This is a genomic window from Olivibacter domesticus (assembly GCF_900109575.1).
GTDB classification, from domain to species: domain Bacteria; phylum Bacteroidota; class Bacteroidia; order Sphingobacteriales; family Sphingobacteriaceae; genus Olivibacter; species Olivibacter domesticus.
On record NZ_FOAF01000001.1, the window covers coordinates 315,631 to 337,713 of the forward strand.

At 40.8% G+C, this 22,083-nt stretch carries 19 protein-coding genes; 13 read left to right on the forward strand and 6 right to left on the reverse strand.

The annotated features are described in order from the left end of the window. Nucleotides 1–50: 50 nt before the first annotated feature. Together BMY50_RS01360 and BMY50_RS01365 are read left to right on the forward strand one after the other, a co-directional pair. A complete protein-coding gene (locus BMY50_RS01360) occupies nt 51–3,413 on the forward strand; it encodes a SusC/RagA family TonB-linked outer membrane protein (RefSeq protein WP_202907718.1) in 3,363 nt (1,120 codons plus the stop codon). Nucleotides 3,414–3,506: 93 nt separating this feature from the next. After that, on the forward strand, nt 3,507–5,027 hold the full coding sequence (locus BMY50_RS01365; RefSeq protein ID WP_093317187.1) for a RagB/SusD family nutrient uptake outer membrane protein: 1,521 nt from the start codon (nt 3,507–3,509) through the stop codon (nt 5,025–5,027). Nucleotides 5,028–5,130: 103 nt separating this feature from the next. Here BMY50_RS01365 and BMY50_RS01370 read toward each other — a convergent pair whose 3' ends face one another. After that, on the reverse strand, nt 5,131–5,901 hold the full coding sequence (locus BMY50_RS01370; protein ID WP_093317191.1) for an NUDIX hydrolase: 771 nt from the start codon (nt 5,899–5,901) through the stop codon (nt 5,131–5,133). A 177-nt stretch (nt 5,902–6,078) separates the two neighbouring features. On the opposite strand from BMY50_RS01370, the gene BMY50_RS01375 reads away from it, so the two are divergent. Continuing rightward, on the forward strand, nt 6,079–6,459 hold the full coding sequence (locus BMY50_RS01375) for a hypothetical protein (RefSeq protein WP_093317196.1): 381 nt from the start codon (nt 6,079–6,081) through the stop codon (nt 6,457–6,459). Nucleotides 6,460–6,516: 57 nt separating this feature from the next. Here BMY50_RS01375 and BMY50_RS01380 read toward each other — a convergent pair whose 3' ends face one another. Both BMY50_RS01380 and BMY50_RS01385 read right to left on the reverse strand, forming a co-directional pair. Then, nucleotides 6,517–7,413: an SDR family oxidoreductase gene (locus BMY50_RS01380; RefSeq protein ID WP_093317199.1), complete on the reverse strand. Its 897-nt coding sequence runs from the start codon at nt 7,411–7,413 to the stop codon at nt 6,517–6,519. Between the two features lie 73 nt (nt 7,414–7,486). After that, on the reverse strand, nt 7,487–8,065 hold the full coding sequence (locus tag BMY50_RS01385) for a Crp/Fnr family transcriptional regulator (RefSeq protein ID WP_093317203.1): 579 nt from the start codon (nt 8,063–8,065) through the stop codon (nt 7,487–7,489). A 254-nt stretch (nt 8,066–8,319) separates the two neighbouring features. On the opposite strand from BMY50_RS01385, the gene BMY50_RS28055 reads away from it, so the two are divergent. The 3 genes from BMY50_RS28055 to BMY50_RS01395 are packed head-to-tail and all read left to right on the forward strand — an operon-like array spanning nt 8,320 to nt 11,388. Then, nucleotides 8,320–8,487 carry a hypothetical protein gene (locus BMY50_RS28055; protein WP_162276505.1) on the forward strand — a complete coding sequence of 56 codons (168 nt, stop codon included), beginning with the start codon at nt 8,320–8,322 and terminating at the stop codon, nt 8,485–8,487. Between the two features lie 4 nt (nt 8,488–8,491). Next, entirely contained in the window at nt 8,492–9,583 is a 1,092-nt protein-coding gene (locus tag BMY50_RS01390) for a hypothetical protein (protein WP_093317208.1), read from the forward strand. Between the two features lie 5 nt (nt 9,584–9,588). Further along, nucleotides 9,589–11,388 carry an FAD-dependent oxidoreductase gene (locus tag BMY50_RS01395; protein ID WP_238383639.1) on the forward strand — a complete coding sequence of 600 codons (1,800 nt, stop codon included), beginning with the start codon at nt 9,589–9,591 and terminating at the stop codon, nt 11,386–11,388. A 68-nt stretch (nt 11,389–11,456) separates the two neighbouring features. On the opposite strand, the gene BMY50_RS01400 is transcribed toward BMY50_RS01395, so the two are convergent. After that, complete coding sequence (locus BMY50_RS01400; RefSeq protein WP_093317213.1) at nt 11,457–12,338, reverse strand: AraC family transcriptional regulator; 882 nt, start codon at nt 12,336–12,338, stop codon at nt 11,457–11,459. A gap of 382 nt (nt 12,339–12,720) precedes the next feature. On the opposite strand from BMY50_RS01400, the gene BMY50_RS01405 reads away from it, so the two are divergent. From BMY50_RS01405 to BMY50_RS01435, 7 genes are all read left to right on the forward strand, one after another. Further along, nucleotides 12,721–13,878 (forward strand): iron-containing alcohol dehydrogenase, encoded by a 1,158-nt coding sequence (locus BMY50_RS01405; protein ID WP_093323438.1) that lies wholly within the window; start codon nt 12,721–12,723, stop codon nt 13,876–13,878. Between the two features lie 79 nt (nt 13,879–13,957). Continuing rightward, nucleotides 13,958–14,896, forward strand: coding sequence for a dihydrodipicolinate synthase family protein (locus BMY50_RS01410; protein WP_093317218.1), 939 nt, complete (start codon nt 13,958–13,960; stop codon nt 14,894–14,896). Continuing rightward, on the forward strand, nt 14,889–15,926 hold the full coding sequence (pdxA, locus tag BMY50_RS01415) for a 4-hydroxythreonine-4-phosphate dehydrogenase PdxA (RefSeq protein WP_093317222.1): 1,038 nt from the start codon (nt 14,889–14,891) through the stop codon (nt 15,924–15,926). The genes BMY50_RS01410 and pdxA overlap by 8 nt, the downstream gene beginning before the upstream one ends. Further along, on the forward strand, nt 15,923–17,080 hold the full coding sequence (locus BMY50_RS01420; RefSeq protein ID WP_093317226.1) for a four-carbon acid sugar kinase family protein: 1,158 nt from the start codon (nt 15,923–15,925) through the stop codon (nt 17,078–17,080). Before pdxA ends, BMY50_RS01420 begins: the two co-directional genes overlap by 4 nt. A gap of 28 nt (nt 17,081–17,108) precedes the next feature. Then, a complete protein-coding gene (locus BMY50_RS01425) occupies nt 17,109–18,728 on the forward strand; it encodes a sodium:solute symporter (protein ID WP_238383640.1) in 1,620 nt (539 codons plus the stop codon). Nucleotides 18,729–18,821: 93 nt separating this feature from the next. Further along, the gene (locus BMY50_RS01430) at nt 18,822–19,250 is read left to right on the forward strand and encodes a DUF3592 domain-containing protein (RefSeq protein WP_093317235.1); all 429 of its coding nucleotides are present in this window, start codon (nt 18,822–18,824) and stop codon (nt 19,248–19,250) included. Between the two features lie 12 nt (nt 19,251–19,262). Beyond that, complete coding sequence (locus BMY50_RS01435; protein ID WP_093317240.1) at nt 19,263–19,811, forward strand: hypothetical protein; 549 nt, start codon at nt 19,263–19,265, stop codon at nt 19,809–19,811. A 102-nt stretch (nt 19,812–19,913) separates the two neighbouring features. Here the strand turns inward: BMY50_RS01435 and BMY50_RS01440 are convergent, their stop codons facing one another. After that, entirely contained in the window at nt 19,914–20,603 is a 690-nt protein-coding gene (locus BMY50_RS01440; protein WP_202907719.1) for a dihydrofolate reductase family protein, read from the reverse strand. Further along, on the reverse strand, nt 20,600–22,012 hold the full coding sequence (locus tag BMY50_RS01445) for an aminotransferase-like domain-containing protein (RefSeq protein WP_093317245.1): 1,413 nt from the start codon (nt 22,010–22,012) through the stop codon (nt 20,600–20,602). The genes BMY50_RS01440 and BMY50_RS01445 overlap by 4 nt, the downstream gene beginning before the upstream one ends. Nucleotides 22,013–22,083: the final 71 nt, after the last annotated feature.

Genomic DNA, 22,083 nt, shown 5'->3' on the forward strand with positions numbered 1-22,083 from the left:
GATGTAATTCGCCTCACGGGGTAGCCGTTCTTTGTGAAAGCAAAAAATGAATGAAAATAAGATTTTTGAATGCTATTATCCTCAAACGTCCCTTTTACCTTAAACTTAGCATGATTATGAAAACCGGAATGCTGCTAACATTTGTAGGTGTAACACAGTTATTTGCCACTGGGCATACACAGGAGAAACTAACTATTAACGTAAAACAGTCGACAGTTAGTTATGTGCTCAATAAACTACAGCAGGAATCAACTTATCGTTTCTTCTACAATTCGGCTGTCTTGGATCCTCTTGGAAAAGTGGATATCGCTGTAAAAGATAAGGAGCTTACCCAGGTATTAGACCAACTTTTGGGAAATACGGTGCCTTATGAGGTACTTGATAAAAATGTTGTCCTTATAGGTAAGCAGGAAAACCGCCAACAAGCAATAAAGGGACGTGTGCTTGATGAGAGTGGCAGCCCTTTGTCGGGAGTAAGTGTGCGGATTCAAGGGAATAAGCAAGGAACTTCTACCGACAATGCAGGTGCTTTTTCATTGCCAGTTACCGTTGGTGCACAATTGGAATTCAGCTATATGGGCTATGAAAAGCAGGTGATCTCTATTGGTAACCAAACAACTCTCACCGTAACCCTGAAAATGGCAGCGGAAGGCCTTAATGAGGTAGTCGTGGTGGGATATAGCACACAAAGAAAAGCCGATCTTACAGGCGCGGTGTCTTCCATGAATATGGAAAGTGTAAAAAATACGGCAGTTACAGGTGTGGAACATGCACTTGAAGGAAAAATGGCGGGTGTAACTGTTCTACAGAACTCGGGAGCACCGGGAGCCTCGGCTTCGGTAAGGATTCGGGGTATCGGTACCTTGGGAAATAATAACCCTCTTTATATTCTGGATGGGGTTCCTGTAAATAGTATGAATGATGTGGATCCGAGTAGTATTGAGAAAATTGACGTACTAAAAGATGCAGCCTCTGCAGCCATTTACGGTTCGCGGGCAGCTAACGGAGTGGTTATTATAACCACTAAAAAGGGCATATCTTCTGATAAAGTGAATATTTCCTTTAATACCCAACAGGGTTTCCAAAGCCCTACGGGTAAAATAGATATGTTGAATGCGGTAGAGCGTAATCAAGTACATATGCAGGCTTATCGTAATTCAGGTTTAAACGTACCGGCTTATTATGGTACGCCTGAGGCGCAAATAACTGCAACCGATTGGCAGGATGAAATTTTTAAAAATGCCTATACAGCCAGTTACGATATCGGTTTCAGTGGTGGCAGCAATACGGCAAAATATAACATCATGGCAAGTCATTTCGATAATAATGGTTTTCTGAAAAATACCAATTTTAAGCGTACATCTTTTCGTGTAAACACGGAACTTAACTTAGCTAAGAATCTAAAAATTGGTGAGAATCTTATGTTAAGTGTCAACGATAATAAGGCCATTAATACCACTAGCGACTATTCTGGTGCACTTTATTCGGCACTTCTTTATCAACCTGATATCCCTGTTTACACATCCACGGGTGAGCTGAGTGGGGTAGGTGCTTTGGGCGGTGATGTGGAGAACCCCGTTGGTATCATCAACAGAGCAGATGATAAAACTGATCGAAAAAGAGTGATAGGAAATGTATTTGCTGAATGGAATGTGGTTGACCACCTTACCTTCAGATCTGATTTTGGATATGATTACACGAATGCGGTAAATAAAGTTTTCAGTCCGCGTATTCCGGAAGCTGGTCGGAAAAATGATGTGAACACCTTGTACCAAGTGACAGAGCAGACCACCCATTGGATTTCTACCAATACATTAAAATATGATAATATGTTCGGTAAGCATCATCTGATGGCTTTGGGAGGGATGGCTGTAGAATCCAACAATTACCTGAATGATAATCAAAGGGCCAGCGGTTTTATTTCAGAAGACGAGCGTTCGCGGTATTTCTCTAATGCTACTACCATCATTTCTATGTACAGCGGACGGGAGGAGTGGGGACTGATTTCCTATTTTGGCCGTCTAGATTATTCCTTTAACGATCGTTATCTATTGGCGGGAAATCTAAGGGCGGATGGTTCTTCTAAATTTGCTAAAAACAATCGCTGGGGGGTGTTTCCTTCTGTTTCAGGAGGCTGGCGTATTTCAGAGGAACCTTTTTTTGAAGGGGCAAAACATGCGTTTAACAACTTAAAATTAAGAGGCAGCTGGGGGCAGCTTGGCAATCAAAATATTTATGATAATTATCCTACCTATAGTATTATTAGGAACAATACCGACAATGATGGCTATTATAGTGTGTTTGGCGAGGGAGAAACACCAACGTTGGGACGTTTTGAATCTAATATTCCCAACCCAGATATTAAATGGGAAGTAACAACGCAATGGAATGTTGGTTTTGATATGGGTTTTCTGAACAATAACTTGGAAGTGGTAATGGATTATTATAATAAAACTACTTCCGATATCTTGCTGCAGGTGCCTATTACTTCACTGGCTGGTGTAACAACAGCGCCCTGGGTCAATGCAGGAAAGGTAGAGAATAAGGGCTTTGAAGCTGCCGTCACTTATCATAAACAAGATGGCGACTTTAAATATGATATTGGGGCTAATTTTGCTACGTTGACCAATAAGGTGCTGGCATTGGGTGCCTCGCAGGCGATCTACGGTTCTACCTTTAGGGGTAATACGCTAGTACGCACCACGACAGGGCTGCCGATTGGTTATTTTTATGGCTATAAAACAGCTGGTTTGTTCCAATCTGATGCGGAAGTCAATTCGTATGTAAATGCAAATGGACAAGTATATCAGCCTTCGGCGGTGGCAGGTGATGTGAAATTTGTAGACATTGATGGAAATGGCGTTATTAATGCAGATGACCGAACTAATTTGGGTAGTGGTTTCCCCAAATTAACTTATGGATTAAACTTTAATGCTAGTTATAAGCATTTTGATCTATCGATGTCATGGTATGGTGTGGGGGGCAATAAAATTTTAAATGCTACGAAGTGGACGGGCATATTTGTGGATCCGCATTATAATCAATATGCTGATATATTAAATGCTTGGAGTCCTGAAAACACTGATACGGCAATTCCACGTTTATCGATTACGGATCCAAATGGTAACCAGCAGATTTCTGATATCTACGTGGAAAGTGGTAATTATCTTCGTTTGCGCAATCTTACCTTGGGTTATACGCTGCCGAAATTTTCTATCCGTAAAATAGCCGTTAACAATCTCCGAATATATTTAACAGGGCAAAACCTACTTACGTTTACAAAATACTCAGGTATTGATCCGGAAATAGGTGAAACTTTTCCAGCATCGTATGGAAATAATGAGATTGGGGTAAACCGTGGGCAGTATCCGCAGGCTAAAACATTCATCATGGGCATTAACTTAAGCTTATAATTTATTATGGAACCGAGATGTAAATAATGTTGGCACACAGGACAATCATTATTTACTCGAGCTCTCATCAGCAATTTTAAAAAAAATAATAAGATGAAAACTAATAAAAAAATTCGATATACTTTTCTTGTCTTTTTCACAATAGTGCTAAGCGCTTGCACCAAAGATCTATTGGATAAGGAACCTAATGGATTAAACTCCTTTTGGAATACGGGTGCCGATGCTGAGCTGGGTATCAATGCGGCATATACACCTTTATATGAAGAAGAAGGTTTTGGTGAAGGTCAGTTCTGGTACCAAGCTGCCGGTGATGATTTTACCATTAATAACGCCGGTGAACGTAGTGATATTAACTTAACTAATTTTGCAACTACAACGAATGCTTCTGGATATGCATATGCCCGTTGGCAGATTTTCTACAGGGTTATCCGCAGAGCGAACGATGTGCTTCGAAATGTGCCTGATATTGATATGGATGAAACAATGAAAAATCGCATTTTGGGAGAAGCTAACTTTTTATTAGGTTTTGCATATTTCGAATTAGCAAAATGGTATGGTGGTCTGCCTTTTTATGATATCAATGATCCAGAGAATATCAATCAACCTCGGCAAACGAAAACTGAAACGTTTAATCGCATTGAGCAGTATTTGCTGACAGCAACCAAGCAGCTGCCCGATTGGATTTATACGGGTGATCAGGTAGGCCGTGCCCATTTAGGTGCTGCATGGGGATACCTGGCTAAACTATATGCCTATTGGGGGAAATGGGAAGCATCTAGAGAGGCATCGGATAACGTAATTAATAGTGGCGCTTATACGCTTCAGGAAGAGTACGCTAATCTTTTTTCGCTCGATCATGAGAAATCAAGCGAGGTGTTATTTGGCTTGGTGTGTGCTCCGGTACGGCATCAAACAACGATTACACCGATTATCTGTTTATCCAAAACTTTAACCGGAGGAGCGGGTTGGGCTTATTTTGCTCCAACTAAAAGCTTGGCGGATGCTTTTGAAGAAAATGATAGTCGTAGGAAAGCTACTTTGGCTGGTATCGATGAAACCGTGCGGTTGTTAGGACAAGATATTGTACTCAATTCTGATAATATCAACGACATGGAAACGGGCTATATGTGCGTTAAATTTATGCAACCTTATTGGAATGCCAACGCCTACTCTTGGGATGCAGGCTTAGATAATGCCATTTTACGTCTTGCTGATGTCTACTTGCTAAATGCCGAAGCTACCATGATGCTGAATGGAGGCGGACCACAACAGGCGGAAGTGCCTATTGCCGCAGCTGCTAACGCGTTAAACGCAGTACGGCTAAGGGCTTTTCATAATGATCAGAGCAAGCGCATTGATGCACCTACCTTTAACGATCTGATGCGAGAAAGGCGTTGTGAACTGGCCTATGAAGGCGATAGGCATTTAGATCTAAAACGCTGGAACTTGGCGCAAAGTACGTACAGCCAAGCAAGCACCACTACAGATCCAAGGGGGCCGCGTCAATTTGATCCTGTAACGAATGCTTCTTTTCCGCTTCCACAAACGGAACTGGATAACAGTAATGGCATATTGAAAAATAATCCGTTACCTACTTACTCAGATTTTGAATAGCGTTGGTAACTGATGAATATCACGCGAACAGATGCGTCGCATCTGTTCGCCATCTGGAGTTTTTTTTGGAAGTTTTAAATGCGAGAAAGGAATAGATACCACTTTAATCTTCCAGTGGATCCTTTGTAAAACGATAGAGATAAGGGGCTTTATGAGATTTTCCTGTATATTGTTTTTCGAGACGCTCTAAAATCCCAAGGCTTAACATCTTGCGTTGAAAGTTTGTTCTAACGAATGGATGTTGAAATACTGCTTCATACAGTTTTTGTAGCTCGTTCATGGTAAAAGAGTCACGCATGAGCTTTGAACCAACAAGCTTGGTATCAAGGTCGGTCTGTAAACGCTTAAGAGCTTTTTCTACAATTAGATTGTGATCGTATAAAAGTACGGGGATAGCTTCAATATCAAACCATTTAAATTCGGTGAAAAATGGCTCGGGTTTAGGATTCACTTTGGTGTCATCTACCAGTGCGTAGTAGCAAACAGAAACGAAACGCTGATTAAACCAATGATCTGCTGGTAAATTGCCTAAAAGGTCTTTCATGAGTTGGGAGACAATGGAGTTACTTGTTCGATTTTTTTTGCCACTGGTATAAAATTGCTCCAAAAAAATATTGTCGAGCCCGGTACGCTCTCGTAAAACACGTAGTGCTGCCATGTCCAGATCCTCGTCTTTACTTAAATAGCCACCTGGAAGAATGAAGTGCGCTGTTTGAGCAAATCGCAGTAGTAGAACTTTTAATTTGTTATCATGAAAACCGAAAATCACAGTGTCCAATGTAACTGATGGAACGTATTTCCCTTTGGCTTCCTGAATAAAATGTTCAATGCCCTCTTTTAACTCCTTATCACTGATCTGTTTAAGATAACTCATATTATACTGATAACAATTTCTAAGTTATGAAATGCAATGGAAGAAAAAAATATTTCTTTTATATTGTATCATTATGATACAATTGTATATATTTGTTAGGCAGTGCGATAGGAATAATTTCCGTGCCTGCTACTTTTTCGAAAAAACAGTTATAAACTTTTAAAATTCAATCGTATTATGAAAAAGCTAAGCTTATTTATTACCGGTATCTTTTTGATGTTATTAAACGTAGATGTCAAAGCCCAGCAGCAAGACAGCACGGATTATTTTGTAGGTAAATGGAAAGTGCTCGTAAAGGGGACGCCAAATGGCGACGCAACAATGGTTTTTGTATTAGACAAGGCGGCAGAATCGTTGGCGGGGGTTGTGCAGGACACTGTGGGCACTGAGATATCGAAAATTAGTAGTGTGGAACTCGCTGGTAATGCGGTAACGCTCTACTTTACAGCGCAAGGTTATGACGTTAATCTATTAATGAAAAAGGAAGATGAAAACAATGTGACGGGAAGTTTGATGGGAATGTTTGATGCGACGGGAAAGCGCTTAAAAAAGGATTGAACAACGTTCTATTATACAGAAGTGTACAAGCGTACACTTCTGTATCTTTAATGTTAACTAATGAACTAAATAATCGGCAGAAGCGATGTCCGTAAACAGATCGGCGGCTTTCGTTTCCCAGCCTAGGGCTGTACGCGTTTTCTCACTTGAGGCAGCACAGTCTAAACCGGCGAAATGGGTAAACCAGCCGAAATGTGCGGCTGCATCCTCACCGGTTTTGCTGACTACCGGCAGGCGCAAGCCTTTACCGATCTCCTCTGCAATTTTTCGAAAGGGAATACCTTCTTCTGCTACTGCATGAAATACCTTGAGCGCCGGGCGTTTTTCTACAATTAAGCGATAGAGGGATGCTGCATCTGAGCGGTGCACTGCTGGCCAATGATTGTTACCATCAGCAATATAGGCCGATTCACTTTTTTTCTGCGCAAGGTCAATAACGAGTGGCACAAAACCATGGTCGCCCGCCCCGTGTACACTTGCCGGTAAACGTACAATATATACATTGACACCTTTGGCGGCCACGGCATTCGCGGCCTCTTCTGAAGCGGCCCTTGGCACAATGTCGGAACTGGATAACAGCGGGTCGTCTTCCGTGAGCAGACGATCGTAATGCAAAAGACCTATTCCCGAAGTAATGACCAGCGACTTGTCCGAACCTATCAGTGCTTCACCCAGTAGTTCTATTACCCGGCGATCAGCTTCGCAGCTAGCTTTGTATTGCGAGAAGTCATGATTAAAGGCTGTGTGGATGACGGCATCACAATTGCTCGCACCTTGCCGGAGTGTTTCTGGATCGTTAACGTCGCCCTGATATGCACTTGCACCAGCAGTTGTTAATTGTTGGACAGCATGATCTGAGCGAACTAAGCCGAGCACGTCGTGTCCGTTCTGAAGAAGTTCTTGTACGATGGCGGAGCCCACAAATCCCGAGGCTCCTGTTACAAATATACGCATAGAATTACATTTTGTTTCTTACAAAATTGGTAGATCTGAACCCGTTAAACAAGGTCATTTGACCATCATTCTATTAACGTTGAAGCTGTGTGTGGCGGATACGGGTGAGGGTTTTTATCGATATACCTAGATATGCGGCAATCATGCGTAAGGGTAATCGTGATAAGAAACCGGGATAATTCCGAATAAAATCTGCATATTTCTCTTCTGGAGTGCCACTCAAGATGGTCAGCATGCGTTGCCTGCTGTGGTAGATATTTCGGGAGATAAGTTGTTCGGCCAATTTTTTGAAGGCGGGGATCTCGGTTAGCAGGGTGTTAAATGTTGACTTGTGCCAGAGTAAAATATTACTTGGTTCTACGGCTGCTATGCTGACATATGAAGGTATCTGCCGGTCATAGCTTTCTACATCCAGCGTCCATGTCAGTTCTGGCGAGAATTGCAGGATGTGCTCATTACCTGCTGTGGTGGTATTGAACGTTCTAAGCAAGCCGTTGACAATAAAAATTTTGTGCCGGCAAATTTCTCCAGCACGGAATATGAATTCGTTACGGCGCAAGATCCTGGGCATGGCCAGCGTACTGATTTTGCGGATTGCCTCATTGGGTAGGTTTGCCTGTGTGGCAAGATAATGTTCGAATTCGGTAAGCATTAATCAAAAATAGGAAACATTTTTGATAGGTGCTATAAGACCTGTACAAAGCTGGTTAGGTATTAATAACCTGTTGTTGGCATTTATGCCTTGCTGTTGTGCTTTATATATTGCCACTTGCATTTTCTTGCTACTTATAGCTAAATAGTCAAGTGAAATTTAGTATGATTTTTTTTGACACAGGTAATTTTTTATATATTCGAATATAGTTATTTATCTAAACGCTAGAAAGCTTAGTATAAACCTACTCTTCCATGAACGAAAAAAAAGATCATGCCTTGTTGCAGCGTTTATTTCCGACGATAATTCGATCAAGCCTGCTTTTCGGGCACGATGAATCCGTTTTAAAGCAGATGCTGATTGTAAAGTTACTGCATGCCTATCTTATACCTGGTTTTCTTGCTAATGAGGATATGATCTAAGTTTATGAAGACGAAGTTTTATTACGGTATTAGTTTATTCATAGGATGTTTATGGTTGACCGCTGTGACGGCGCAGGAGAAGAGCGAGAAATATACAGTTTCTGAAGCAGGGGAGGCCTACCCATTGGTACTGGTATATGATCGAGAAAACGATCCTGCCTACTTTTTTCGGGATATTTTTACACCGGTTTGCCTAGATAGTGTCTGTAAACCGGTGCGCATCAAGTTGTTTTGGGATTTGTTAGGGAATTACCTGAGATACGAGGTGCCAGCAGATGAACCCTTAACCAAGTTGGACCATGAGGAATTTACGCCTGAAGATCATGCACAGCTGCAGGCTATTCTTTCTAATGAAAATTCCTTATTAAAGGATTTTAAATTGGAAGATCTGGTTGACGCTAGAACGCAACATTTATCGGATTCGGTAGACGCCGTTACTGGTGCGACAAAGAATACGGTTAAAAGTGAGGTAATTGAGGGGGCTTTATATACCTGTTATACTTTATGGCATCTGGTACATGGGCCGGTAATGAATGAAATACAAAAGATTTCTCAAACAAAGTTGGATAATCAAATGCTCCATCGCTTTTTGCGGAGTGCTAATTTTCACTATGTGTACTTCGCATTGGATGAAGTAATGGATGAGGGCGGGGTAATCCGTGAGGGCTTTTTTCCTGATGTGTTGATTGTTTTGGCAAGTGACAATGTATTTGCAGCCCGTCATGTTTGGCAGCGAATCAATTTACGGTATTTTGCTGAACGTAAAGAGCAGGAGGAACTCTGGAGAATTTTTGTGCATTCACCCTATACCCAACAAGTCGTATTTTTAAAGCGGATGAAGCAATTGGCTTTAGATCCTAGAGTCGTTCGTCTCGTTACGGATTATCTGCCAAACCTAAATAATGCTTTATTCAAGCAGACATTAGCTGTACTGGCTAGCCAGGATTCGCTTCCGGAAGCTTCGCAGGAGCAACTTATCGTCTACCTGACCTCAACAGATAAAGATAAGGCTGAGGCGGTATATGAGGCGATGAATGGGCATGCTCAATTAAGTGAAAATTTCAATAAACAGTTAGGAATTTATAGTAAACCATAAAATAAATGATGATGAACGATTTTTTGAAAATTTATCCATTAAGCCTTATCTTCTTTTTCTGCTTATTGCGATTGGGTGCGCAAGAGCAGGTGTTGGTGGAGACTGAGTCTTTTCATCAAAAGGGGGGATGGGTTATTGATCAACAGTCCTTCCCGGTGCTCCATTCTTCTTACTTGATGGCTCACGGTATGGGGAGACCTGTCGCAGATGCCAGGGCGACTGTGAAATTTCCAAAAAAAGGAACCTATAAGGTATGGCTAAGAACAAAAGATTGGGCTCCTTATCCGGTGGGGCCTGGTAAATTTAAACTTTACGTTGATGGCAAAGCCTTGGCACCTACCTTTGGTGAAAGTGGTGACAGCGCTTGGAAATGGTACAGCGGAGGCGAGATAAACGTAGAGAAAGATTCGGTTGAATTGGTGCTGCAAGATTTAACGGGCTTTAATGGTCGGATAGATGCCATTCTGTTTAGCAATGGAAGTGATGCAGAACCTCCAAATGAGCTAGTGGCTTTGGATAAGCTTCGCAATGAGTTATTGGGCTTGCGTGCTGGTTTAAAAGAAATGGGAGACTTCGACTTGGTTGTGGTGGGAGGCGGCGTGGCAGGCACTTGTGCGGCGATATCTGCTGCCCGTTTGGGCTTGAAAGTGGCACTCATTCAGGACAGGCCCTTACTTGGCGGGAACAACAGCTCAGAAGTGCGTGTGCATCTTATGGGAGACCTCGACAAGAGTTATTATCCAAAATTGGGGCGGATTGTGCGTGAATTAGATAATGGCGATCCTGGTAATGGTAACCCGAATGCCAAAGAATATGGCGATGCTCGGAAGTTCGCCATCGTGAAGGCGGAAAAGAATCTTTCGCTGTTTGTCAATACGCATGTTTACCAGGCAGAGACGGAAAATAATATAGTCAAAGCTGTTGTGGGACGGGATATTGAGACGAATCAGGAAAAGCGCTTTACGGGTAAATATTTTGCAGACTGCACGGGCGATGGTACCTTGGGGTTTTTGGCTGGAGCGGATTTTCGTATGGGACGGGAAAGCAAACAGGAAACAGGTGAGACCTTAGCTGCCGATAAAGCGGATGATTTTACCTTGGGCACTTCTAATTTGTGGGCTTCTTTACCTGTTGACAGTGTAACGACGTTTCCGGAAACACCTTGGGCACTTACCTTTTCGGATGAATACCATATTGATGAAGAACAGTCGGATTGGCAATGGGAAACGGGCTTTGGCAACTTCAATACAATTACGGAAGCAGAGCAAATACGGGATCATAACCTTCGGGCTGTATATGGTAATTGGTCTTATCTTAAAAATCATAAACGCGATAAATATGATAAGAGGGACTTGGCCTGGGTGGCTTATATTGGAGGAAAACGAGAGTCGAGACGCTTGTTGGGCGATCATATCCTGACGCAGATGGATATTCAGGAAGGTAAAATATATCCAGATGCGACAGTGACGGCTACGTGGACCATTGATCTTCATTTCCCGGATAAGAAAAATAGTTTGTATTTTCCCGATGAAGAGTTTTTTGCCGGTACCAAACATATCCGGGTAGCGCCATATACCATACCTTATCGATGTCTTTATTCACGAAACATCAATAACCTTTTTATGGCAGGCAGAGATATTAGTACAACGCATGTAGCCTTTGGAAGTACGCGCGTTATGCGCACTTGTGGGATGATGGGAGAGGTTGTAGGAATGGCTGCTTTTTTGGCGAAAGAGCATCAAACAACACCTCGTGGGGTATATGAAAAACACTTGCCGGAATTTATGGGTATGATTAAGGATTAAAATTCCTTCATCATACCTTTCCTTATCATTCTGGAGCTCGATTTTGTTCATCCGTATTATCTCGCCGTTTACTTACGTTTGTCACGAAGGTGAATACGTTTATATTCCAAAGGTGTTACACCTTTTTGTTTCTTAAAATGCCTGTAAAAATTAGAAACGTTGTTAAATCCACATTCAAAACAAATAACCTCCGTAGGCAAAAGGTTTTCAATTAACATACGGCAGGAGTGGCTTACCCGAATTTCAATTAGAAAATCATAATAGCTTTTTCGAGTCATCATCTTAAAATACCGACAAAAGGAAGTTACACTTAAATTACTTATTGCGGCGACCTCCTGCAGTTTGATTTCTGATTTGTAATTGCTAAAAGTGTATGTGTAAACTCTGTTTAGCCGAATGGTATCTGCTTCATTTGGCGAATTAAAGGCATGGTATTCATTGGTGATCAATTTATACTCCTCGCTCTCCGCAAGGATTTTGAGTATGGAAAGTAAGAGAATGATCCGTTCAAGGCCTTCAGCTGTTGCCGTTTTCTGCATTAACGTAGCTACTTTCTCCTTTGTTTCACCGTAGATAATCATGCCGCTCTTGGCAGTTTCATATAGTTTGGGAATCATATAGGCTTCTGGAATATTGACCCATTCTTTTCCCAAATAATCCGGCATAAATTGTATAACGATCGCTTCGATATTTAAATCTGGATTCTGTTGAAAATATTCTTCACGACATCGCCAAGCGTGTGGTAAATTTTCGCCCAATAAGATGATTTCACCCGACGAGAAGTTATCAATATTATCTCCTATAAAACGTAAGCCTTCGCCTTTAATATTGTAATGTAATTCTAGCTCCGGATGATAGTGCCAAACATTGCCGAAATTAGGCATTACGTCGTGCTTAATATTAAAGGAGCTTTCCAGTTTTATGGGTATCTTTTTTAGGCGGGGTTTCATTATTAAATATTATTTATAAACTAAAGTTTCTTCGTCTATCTGTTACAGATAGCATCTATAAACCTCTTTTTTGTTTTTTTAATCGCTCCCTTAAATTCTATAGAGGAGTTTTTGGTTAGTTAATAATCGTTTTTATACCATGATTTCCTCAAAAGTAAAATATTTATATTTTCTATGCAAATATTGTATAATATGAAGGGAAAATCGTATAACAAAATCGATTTAACGGGCGCTATATTTGGATTTCATTTTATAACCTGCTTTAATCCACAGCAAGAAATAAGGAAGGACAGCAGCCATTGTGAACTATTTTGGGGCCGGTTTTGCCATGCCATTAATTTTGTTTACTTATTTAAAAAAAGAGATTGATAATTACGTGTTTATGACGATCGTTACAAGAGAGATAAGTGTTAATTTTCCAAGCAAGGTCACCTTCGGAAACGGATGCCTAGAGGAGATAGCTTCCGATATTCAACCAATGGGCCTGAAGAAAGTGCTGGTTATCAGCATAGCTCCCTTATTGCCTAAACTGAGCAAGTTGATTGATAGACTAGAAAAGGGAGGTGTTGAGCTTTTTATTAATACACAGATCGAACAAGAACCATCCTTTTTAGATTTTGAAAAGCTAGTACAACAATATACAGATAAAGATATTGATGGCGTTATTGGTATTGGAGGCGGGAGTGTGTTAGATATTGCAAAATTGGCGGCTGTGCAACTAAAGAGCGATCAAAAGTTGGAAGATCTGGTAGGAAAAAATCTTATTCAGAACAGACATCTTAAGCTAATTTGTGTACCTACCACTGCTGGAACAGGAAGTGAGGCGTCTCCTAACGCTATTTTGATCGATCCGGTAGATCACCAAAAAAAAGGCATTATCAGTCCTTATCTCGTGCCCGATCTGATCTGCGTAGATCCTTCATTAACATGTAGCGTGCCACCATCGGTAACGGCAGCTACAGGTCTTGACGCACTCACGCATTGTCTGGAGGCTTATACCAATAAATTTGCGCATCCTTTTATTGATATATATGCATTGGAAGGTGTAAGATTGATAGCCGCTAATTTGGTTAACGCCGTGGAAAACGGTGACGATCAAGAGGCACGTTATCAAGTAGCAATGGGCAGTTTATTTGGTGGTATCTGTTTAGGACCGGTAAATACGGCAGCTGTACATGCACTGGCCTACCCCTTAGGTACTCGCTTTCATATTGCTCATGGATTATCAAATGCATTGCTTTTACCGCATGTAATGGCCTTTAACATTCCATCGGCTCCTAAGCGGTATGCGGAGCTTGCTGTTGCTATGGGATGTGAAAAAAAAGCCAACGATACTGCCACTGCGATGGCAGGAGTAGAAAAAATCAAACAAATTATTGAAGATTGCAAACTTCCTAGCAAATTAAGCGACTTACATATTCCAGAAGAAGCCATTCCTGAAATGGCCGACGATGCAATGAAAATTACCAGGCTATTAGTGAACAATCCGAGAGAAGTTACGTTGCTAGATGCCGTATCGATTTACCAGGCCGCCTATTAATGACTCGATAATCTAAGAGCGCTCAAATCAGCAGTATGAAATACACGAAGACAGAAACCAAAAACAAATTAAGTTACGAATGAAAATAAAAAAGAAATATCATGGTACAATTGTTCCCTTAGTTACACCAATTAATGAGAAATTCCAGCTCGATAAGGAAGCCATTAATCGGATGTTAGAAAATTTAAAACAATTTGATGCATCTCCTTTTATATTGGGCACTACAGGAGAGTCTGCATTATTAAGTAATTCATTAAGGTTGGAGTATTTGGAAACCGTTTCCGGTATCCGGTCGTCAGAACATAAATTGTATGTGGGTATCTCTTCCAATTCTATGAGGGAAACGATAGAGTTCTCTAAGATGTGCTTTGATTTGGGTGCCGATGCAGTGGTTGCAACCTTACCCTTTTATTATAAATTGTCTGAGAACCAGATTAAGGAATATTTTCTACAATTGGCCGACCATGTGGCTGGACCGATGATTATCTACAATATTCCATCCACTACGCATATGTCTATACCTTTGGACCTATTAAATGAGTTGAGTTATCACGAACATATTGTAGGTACCAAAGATTCAGAACGCTCTGAAGAACGTTTAAAGGAATCGTTAGCCTTATGGTCTGATAGGCCTGATTTTAGTCATCTCTTGGGTTGGGCGGCTAAATCGACGTACGCCCTGATAAATGGCAGTGATGGTTTAGTACCTAGCACAGGGAATCTTGCTCCATCTATTTATCAAGGTATGTATCAAGCCATCGCCGAAGGAGCGGAAGAAAAAGCCTATCAATACCAACGCCAGTCTGATCTGTTGGGCGATCTTTATCAAACGGATAGAACCTTAGGCGAATCCCTTTGGGCGCTTAAAGTGCTGATGCAATCGGTCGGTTTATGTGAACCTTATATGATGCCGCCGCTACAAGGTCTTTCTGCCGAGGAAATTGATGCGTTAAAGGTATCCTTTCGGAAACTTGTTAAAGAAGAAGGAATAAAACTGAATATATATAATCATGTCTGAAAAGCCAATTATAGGAATTACAATGGGCGATCCGGCCAGTATTGGACCTGAAATCGCTATAAAAGCGCTATTGACAGAAGAGCTTTATCATATATGCCGCCCCATTTTGATAGGGAATGTGGAGGTGTTTGAGCAAATTATAGAAAAACTAAGTTTACCAGCAGTCATCCACCCCATTCAACATGTTGAACAGGCTAAGTATACATTTGGCCATCCAGATGTATATGATCTGGGAAAAATTGATTTAAATGCTATTAAATTCGGTGAAGTATCTATCGCAGCAGGAGACGCCGCCTTTCAATCGGTTAAAAAGGTCATTGAACTGGCAATGGATGGTCTGCTGGCTGCAACGGTAACAGGCCCGATTAATAAAAAATCAATTAGTGAGGCGGGACATGCCTTTCCAGGACATACGGAGATTTATGCGCATTATACCGGCACAAAAAAATATGCTATGTTGCTGGTGGAAGAGCAAATGAGGGTTATCCACGTGTCTACGCACGTTTCCTTGCGAGAAGCTTGTGATTTGGTGAAAAAAGATCGAATATTGGAAGTAATTGAACTGCTTCATAACGGCTTACTTAGTTTGGGTGTGGAGAATCTTAAAATTGGTGTGGCGGGCCTTAATCCACATGCGGGTGACTCAGGTTTATTTGGTACAGAAGATGATCAAGAAATCGCTCCCGCAGTAGTAGAGGCCCGTAAATTAGGTTATGATGTTGAAGGACCTGTTCCTGCAGATACTTTATTTTCAAAAGCAGCAACGGGCTATTATGGAGGGATAGTGGCTATGTATCACGATCAAGGGCATATTCCTTTTAAATTAACAGGCTTTAAATGGAATTCGGAGAAGCAGCAGATGGATAGCGTAAAAGGTGTTAATATTACAATGGGTTTGCCTATCATTCGTACATCAGTTGATCATGGTACAGCGTTTGAAATTGCAGGAAAAGGAATCGCAAGTCATGATGCCATGTTATTGGCAATCAAGGCTGCCACACAGTTAGCATTGAATAAAGTGAAAAAATGATAATAGTAATTGCAGACGATCTAACAGGGGCCACTGAAATAGGAGGGATTGGTTTGGGTTATCAGCTTAAAGTAGAGATTGCGAACCAATTGAATGCTCCCGTTACGCGAGGAATTGATCTATTTATTGTCAATACAGATACACGATCCATGCCGCTTGAGGATGCGATGGAATATTTACGGAAGGTACTAAACTGGGTAAGACAGTTGCGTTATACTTATATTTTTAAAAAAGTCGATTCAGTACTTCGAGGTCATGTGCTGGCCGAAATTAATATGTTGCTTGCTGCTACACAAACCAAACGGGCATTGCTTCTTCCTGCAAATCCTCGTTTAGGTAGAACGATACATGGCAGTAATTACTATGTAAATGGTAAGCTGATTCACGAGACCGATTTTTCCAGTGATCCTGAATTTCCGGTAAAGGATGCTAATGTGCTTCGTATGTTACACGCGACGGGAGAGGTTAGCGTACAAACTTGGAAACATCCATTTCCACAACGGGGCATTGTATTGGGCGAAGCAAAGACGGAATCTGATTTGAAAGCATGGATAAAAAAAACACCGGAAGAGACAACACTTGCAGGGGGTGCTTCCACTTTTCATGCGTTTTTACAGCAAATTTTAGCTGTGAAGTCAGTTGATGAACCTGTCGTCAAGAAACCATTCGCTGGTTTTAAGAAGCCGTGTTTGTATGTATGTGGAAGTAATTTCGAAGCTAGTGTGAAAAGAATTAAGGAGTGGGATTCAGCGCAGGAACCTGTGTTTTATATTCCAATACAACAGTGGAGTGAATTGACTTTTGAAAAATGGATAAACAATTGGACAATAGAAGTAAGCACCGCGATAGCTGCGCATAAAAAGGCCATCATAGCATTCGATAATCAATCACCTGCTACAGAAGTAGACGCAGCTTATTTAAGGCTAAGAATGGCAAAGTGTATCAAAATGCTGTTGGACCAAAATGCCATTGAGGAACTTGTGGTGGAAGGGGGAGCTACCGCTGGAGCTATATTGGAACAATTGCAAATATCAAAATTAGTGCCCTTGGAGGAATTGGCTCCTGGGGTAATTCGTTGCAGTATTAAAAGAAAACCAAAAATATGGATAACTTTAAAGCCGGGTAGTTATAACTGGTGCATCGCTGTAGCCTAAATACAAAAAACTAACTAATATTAAACGTATGATGAATAAAACTGCATTAGGGGCGGTTGATTATGGTATAATTACAATAGTAATTATGATAACGCTTTACATGGGGCTCCGTTATGCAAAAAATCAAACTTCTACTCATTCTTTCTTTTCCGCAAGAGGCAGAGTGCCGTCTTGGGCAATTGGTATATCACTATTAGCAACTTTAATCAGCAGTGTTACTTTTTTAGGCTACCCAAGTGAAGGATACACCTCTAATTGGATTTTATTGGTACAGGGGTTAATGGTGCCAATTGTGTTACTGGTGAGTATATGGTTTATTGTACCTATGTACCGAAAGGTTATCGGCCTTAGTACCTATGAATATTTTGAAAAAAGATTTGGCTCTTTCGCAAGATATTACAGCTCCATCGCGTTCGTATTGAGGCAATTTTCGGGTATGGGAACGGTGCTGTACCTATTAGCGGTAGCTTTAAGTAGTATGACTGGAGCAAACACTTTCTTCGTTATCGCTTGCACAGGTGCTGTGATCATTACCATCAACCTGCTCGGGGGCTTAGAAGCGGTTATTTGGTTGGATGTTTTTCAGGGATTTATGCTTTTCTTAAGTGGGGTTATTTGCTTGGTATTGATCTTTTTTGCAGTTGACGGAGGACCTAAACAAATATGGAATATCGCAGAAGCACATCATAGAACTGGTTTCGGTCCTTACACGATGGATTTTAAAAACCTTACCTTTATTGTAGTGGCAATTAATGGCCTATTTTATGGTATACAAAAATATGGTACAGACCAAACCGTCGTACAGCGCTATTTGACAGCAAAGACTAATAAAGGGGCTATAGGAGCGTCCCTTTTGGGAATCTTACTCACTGTTCCGGTATGGGCATTGTTTATGTTTATCGGCACTGCACTTTTTGCCTATTATACGCAGGAACCGCTTCCATCAACAATTAACGCCAATGGCGTGTTTCCGTACTTTATTATGACTGAACTTCCTACCGGTGTAGTTGGCTTCGTGCTGGCGGCCATGATTTCTGCAGCCATTTGTAGTTTAAGTGCTGACCTCAACTCCTTGGCAGCGGTAGGGGTTGAAGATTATTACAAGAAAATCAAGCCGGGTAAGTCGGATCGTACGTATCTGAAAAGTAGCAGATGGATTGTCGTCTTTTCTGGCGTGATGACTATAGCGCTTGGATTTGTTTATGCCTATTTAGGCAGTGAAGGTATTTTGGGCGTGATATTTACTTTATATGCTATTTTTTCAGGTGGTATTGTTGGCATCTTTCTCTTGGGGCTTTTTTCTAGCAGAGCAAATGAGAAGGGTGTCAATATAGCTATTATAACTTGTATACTTTTCACTGCTTATGCATTACTTACTTCAACGGAAATCGGTGTTGGCACGGAAAAGCACATTCTTCTAGACCTGGGAAAATTTAATTTTACTCATCACAAATTAATGCTTGGTGTGTATAGCCATATCCTCGTAATGGTTATAGGTTATCTTGCTAGTCTGTTTTTTCCGAAGCCTACCATTAATGAGAATTTATTGTATAGTGGCTGGTTAAAGATAAAAAGGGAAGAGAAACAAAATCGAAAAAATGAACAGGTTTTAAAAACTGATCATAAGAATTATCAAGAGGTGAAGTAATTCTCTTTGCTGGTATATCATCAGTAATATTTAAATTTTATATTTGCCCGATTAGTTATATCTTACAACAGATAAGCTATAAATGGAGGAAAAATGAAAATGACTGATTTGATTGTCGGAGGAGTATTAGTATTAGGAATTGGTCTATTAATAGCGGCTATCTGGCAATACACCAAAACAAAAACACTGTTGCATACCGGAACTAGAACGGAGGCTACTGTGATGGAGAACGTACTGGTGGAATCTCAATCGGATCATGGAACATCAATGATGTACCAGCCGATAATGGAATACGTTGTGAATGGAGTCCGGCAAAAATATGCGGCTACGGTGAGGTCTAATCCACCTTCATATGCCATTGGCGAAAAGGTTGCTATAATTTATGCGGAAGATAATCCGCAAGATGTCCGCATCGTTTCCTATTGGGGCTTACATTTGGCAAGTATCATTTTACTGGCATTTGCTATGCCTATGTTAACAATTTGTGGTGGATATTTTTTATTTAAAGCAGGGCTTATTTAAGTATATAGTATCATGTCAGAACAATGTTCACTTTATGTGCAAATTAAGATTGGGGAAAATAAATTAGCAGCATTCTTTGAGGATAAGCCGCAACCACCTTTAATCGATAATAATTGGTTGTTGTGGTGGGAAAGTAGAGCGATGTATTCAAAACCATCACTTACGGATATTTCAACCTACTCCATTCCTAATAATGGAGCGATTATTCAAGAATTTGTGAAAGATAACCGAATGGGTGCTTACGAAAACTATGATGAGGAAAGTGGTATATGGTATTTAGGCATTGTGTTCTTTAGCGAAAATTATACAGAGATCTTACCCATGCTCGCTTGGTTAAAAAGTTTAGCCAGCTATCTGGAAGAAGATGAAAAGGGTGTGGCATTTATCTATGACTTTTATTGGGGAGATGATTCGGTAATGGCCTATTTGGAATTTTCTGATAAAGAAGCGCTATTAATGCCGACATCGCATGTTTCAGAGATTAACCCAACCATACTCGCCCAAGCCAATCAGCACTTGGAAAGCATTGTGGAGGAGTTTCAGAAACGAAATGAAAATTGATGAAATTAACACGACCTGTGCTTGTGTAGCAACTCTTCCGATATGATCATCTTTATTAATAATATTAAGGAAACCTACAGTGTCTCCTTAATATTATATAAATTAGCCGTTGATATAAGCATTCATAACAAAGCCATTATTATAAGAAATTGATTTTTTGAGTTTTAAAATCTTTCTGTTCTTGAAGATTTTAAGACCACTACCGATGGCAATTGGGTTAATAAACAGATAGTATTCGTCAATTAAGTCGTTTGCGATCAAGGCGCTTACAAATTGGGCGCCACCATATACAAGAATATCTTTACCAGGCTCGTTTTTGAGCGCTTGCACAGCCGTCACCAAATCGCCATTTTTGACCTCTACATTTTTACCATTTATAGATGACTGTTGCCTGCTGAAGGCGATTTTGCGCATCTGGACTATTTTTTGGGCAACGGGGTACTCCGGACTATCGGGTTGGTTGTTCGCCACGTTTTCCCAATAGCTGACAATTTCGTTAGTTGTTTTGCGGCCTAGTATGATCGTGTCACAACTGTCGAGAAGGACGTTTATCAAATCGTTTAATGCTTGATCTGTTCCAAAGCTCCCAATCCAATCCAGTTGTCCTTCGGGCCCAGCCACAAAGCCGTCTAGGCTCATGTGCATCTGTAATTTTAATTTACGCATGTTGATTAGTTTTAAGTAATTGATAATCAAAGATACATGGTCAATGGCGGGAATAAGGGGGATGATTACGACATTATAAGGGGATGATTGTGCAGGTATGATCTCTGCGATGAATAATATATTCACATCATCTTGGCAAGGTTTCCCAGTTGTTTGAGTTTAAAATTTAGTTCTTGCGACCAAGGTAAGCCAATACATAACCGCATACAGTTTTCAAACTGATTTTGTAAGGTAAACATTCGCCCAGGCGCTATGCTGATACGTTGTTTCATGGCTAAATCATATAATGCTGTCGTATTGATTCTTTTATTAAATTCTACCCATAACGCAAGCCCACCTTGTGGTCTACTCATTTTAGTTCCTGCTGGAAAATATTCCGTTATAGCCTGGATATAGTGTTGATAATTGTCCCGTAAAGTGCCGCGAAGATGTCGAAGATGATTTTCATACCTACCGGTATTTAAAAAATTAGCTACAGCTTCTTGAACGATGGAAGTAGAAGAGATGGAATGAACTAGTTTCAATTTCAAGAGCTGATCTTTGTATTTACCCGGAGCAATCCAGCCTACTCGATAACCAGGTGCTAGCGTTTTGGAGATAGAGCTACACCATAAAACATTTCCCTCTTTATCGAATGATTTACAACATTTCGGACGTTGTGAACCAAAATAAAGATCCCCATATACATCATCCTCGATAAGTGGAATACCGTGTTTTGCTAAAAGAGTTACAACCGCTTGCTTATGTTGATCGGGCATACAGCTACCGAGCGGCGTATTGAAATTGGGAACCAACAAACAAAGATTGATCTTTGGAATAGCTTGCTTTAAGGCATCTATTTCAATCCCGGTAGTGGGATGTGTTGGTAGTTCCAACACTTTAAATCCCAGGTTGATGGCTAATTGTAAAATGCCGGGATAACAAGGGCTTTCTATCGCGATGGTGTCGCCTGGTTTTCCAATTGCCATTAAACTAAAAGATAGGGCGTTCATGCCACCGCTGGTGGTTATCAGATCATCTTCACTTAGATTTCCTCCCCAAGCTAACGAACGGGCAGCAACCATTCTTCGCAACCTTAGATTGCCTTGTAAGGACTCATATTCAGTACCCCCTTCCCGAAGTCGCCGTGTCGACTGCACAATCTCTTTTTTCAGTTTTGCTAATGGCAGGAGGTCCCCGGAAGGAATTCCAATAGAGAAAAGTGTAAGGTCATCCTTTCCCATATTGCCATAAACTTTGCTAATGAGTTCATCAGGTTCATGATCATTGGCCATAGATAAGGGTCGACTTGTTTCAGGAAGAGGAAGCTTCGGAGAAGATAAGTGGTTTACAAAATAACCTGATTGTGGCTTTGAATTGATGAGCGATTGGGCTTCCAGTTCTAAGAATACCCTTTTTGCTGTATTCATACTAATACCATGTTCTTGACACAGGATTCTAACAGAAGGCAATCTATCGCCCGCCTTTAAAACGCCATTTCTGATCTGAAAGGCAATTTTGTTTGCTATCTCGCTATACAAAAAATCTTTATGCATGGATAAAGATAACTGTGTCCATTCAAATATACAAAACTGATACTGTGTTTGTCGAATACTCTGCTCTAAAT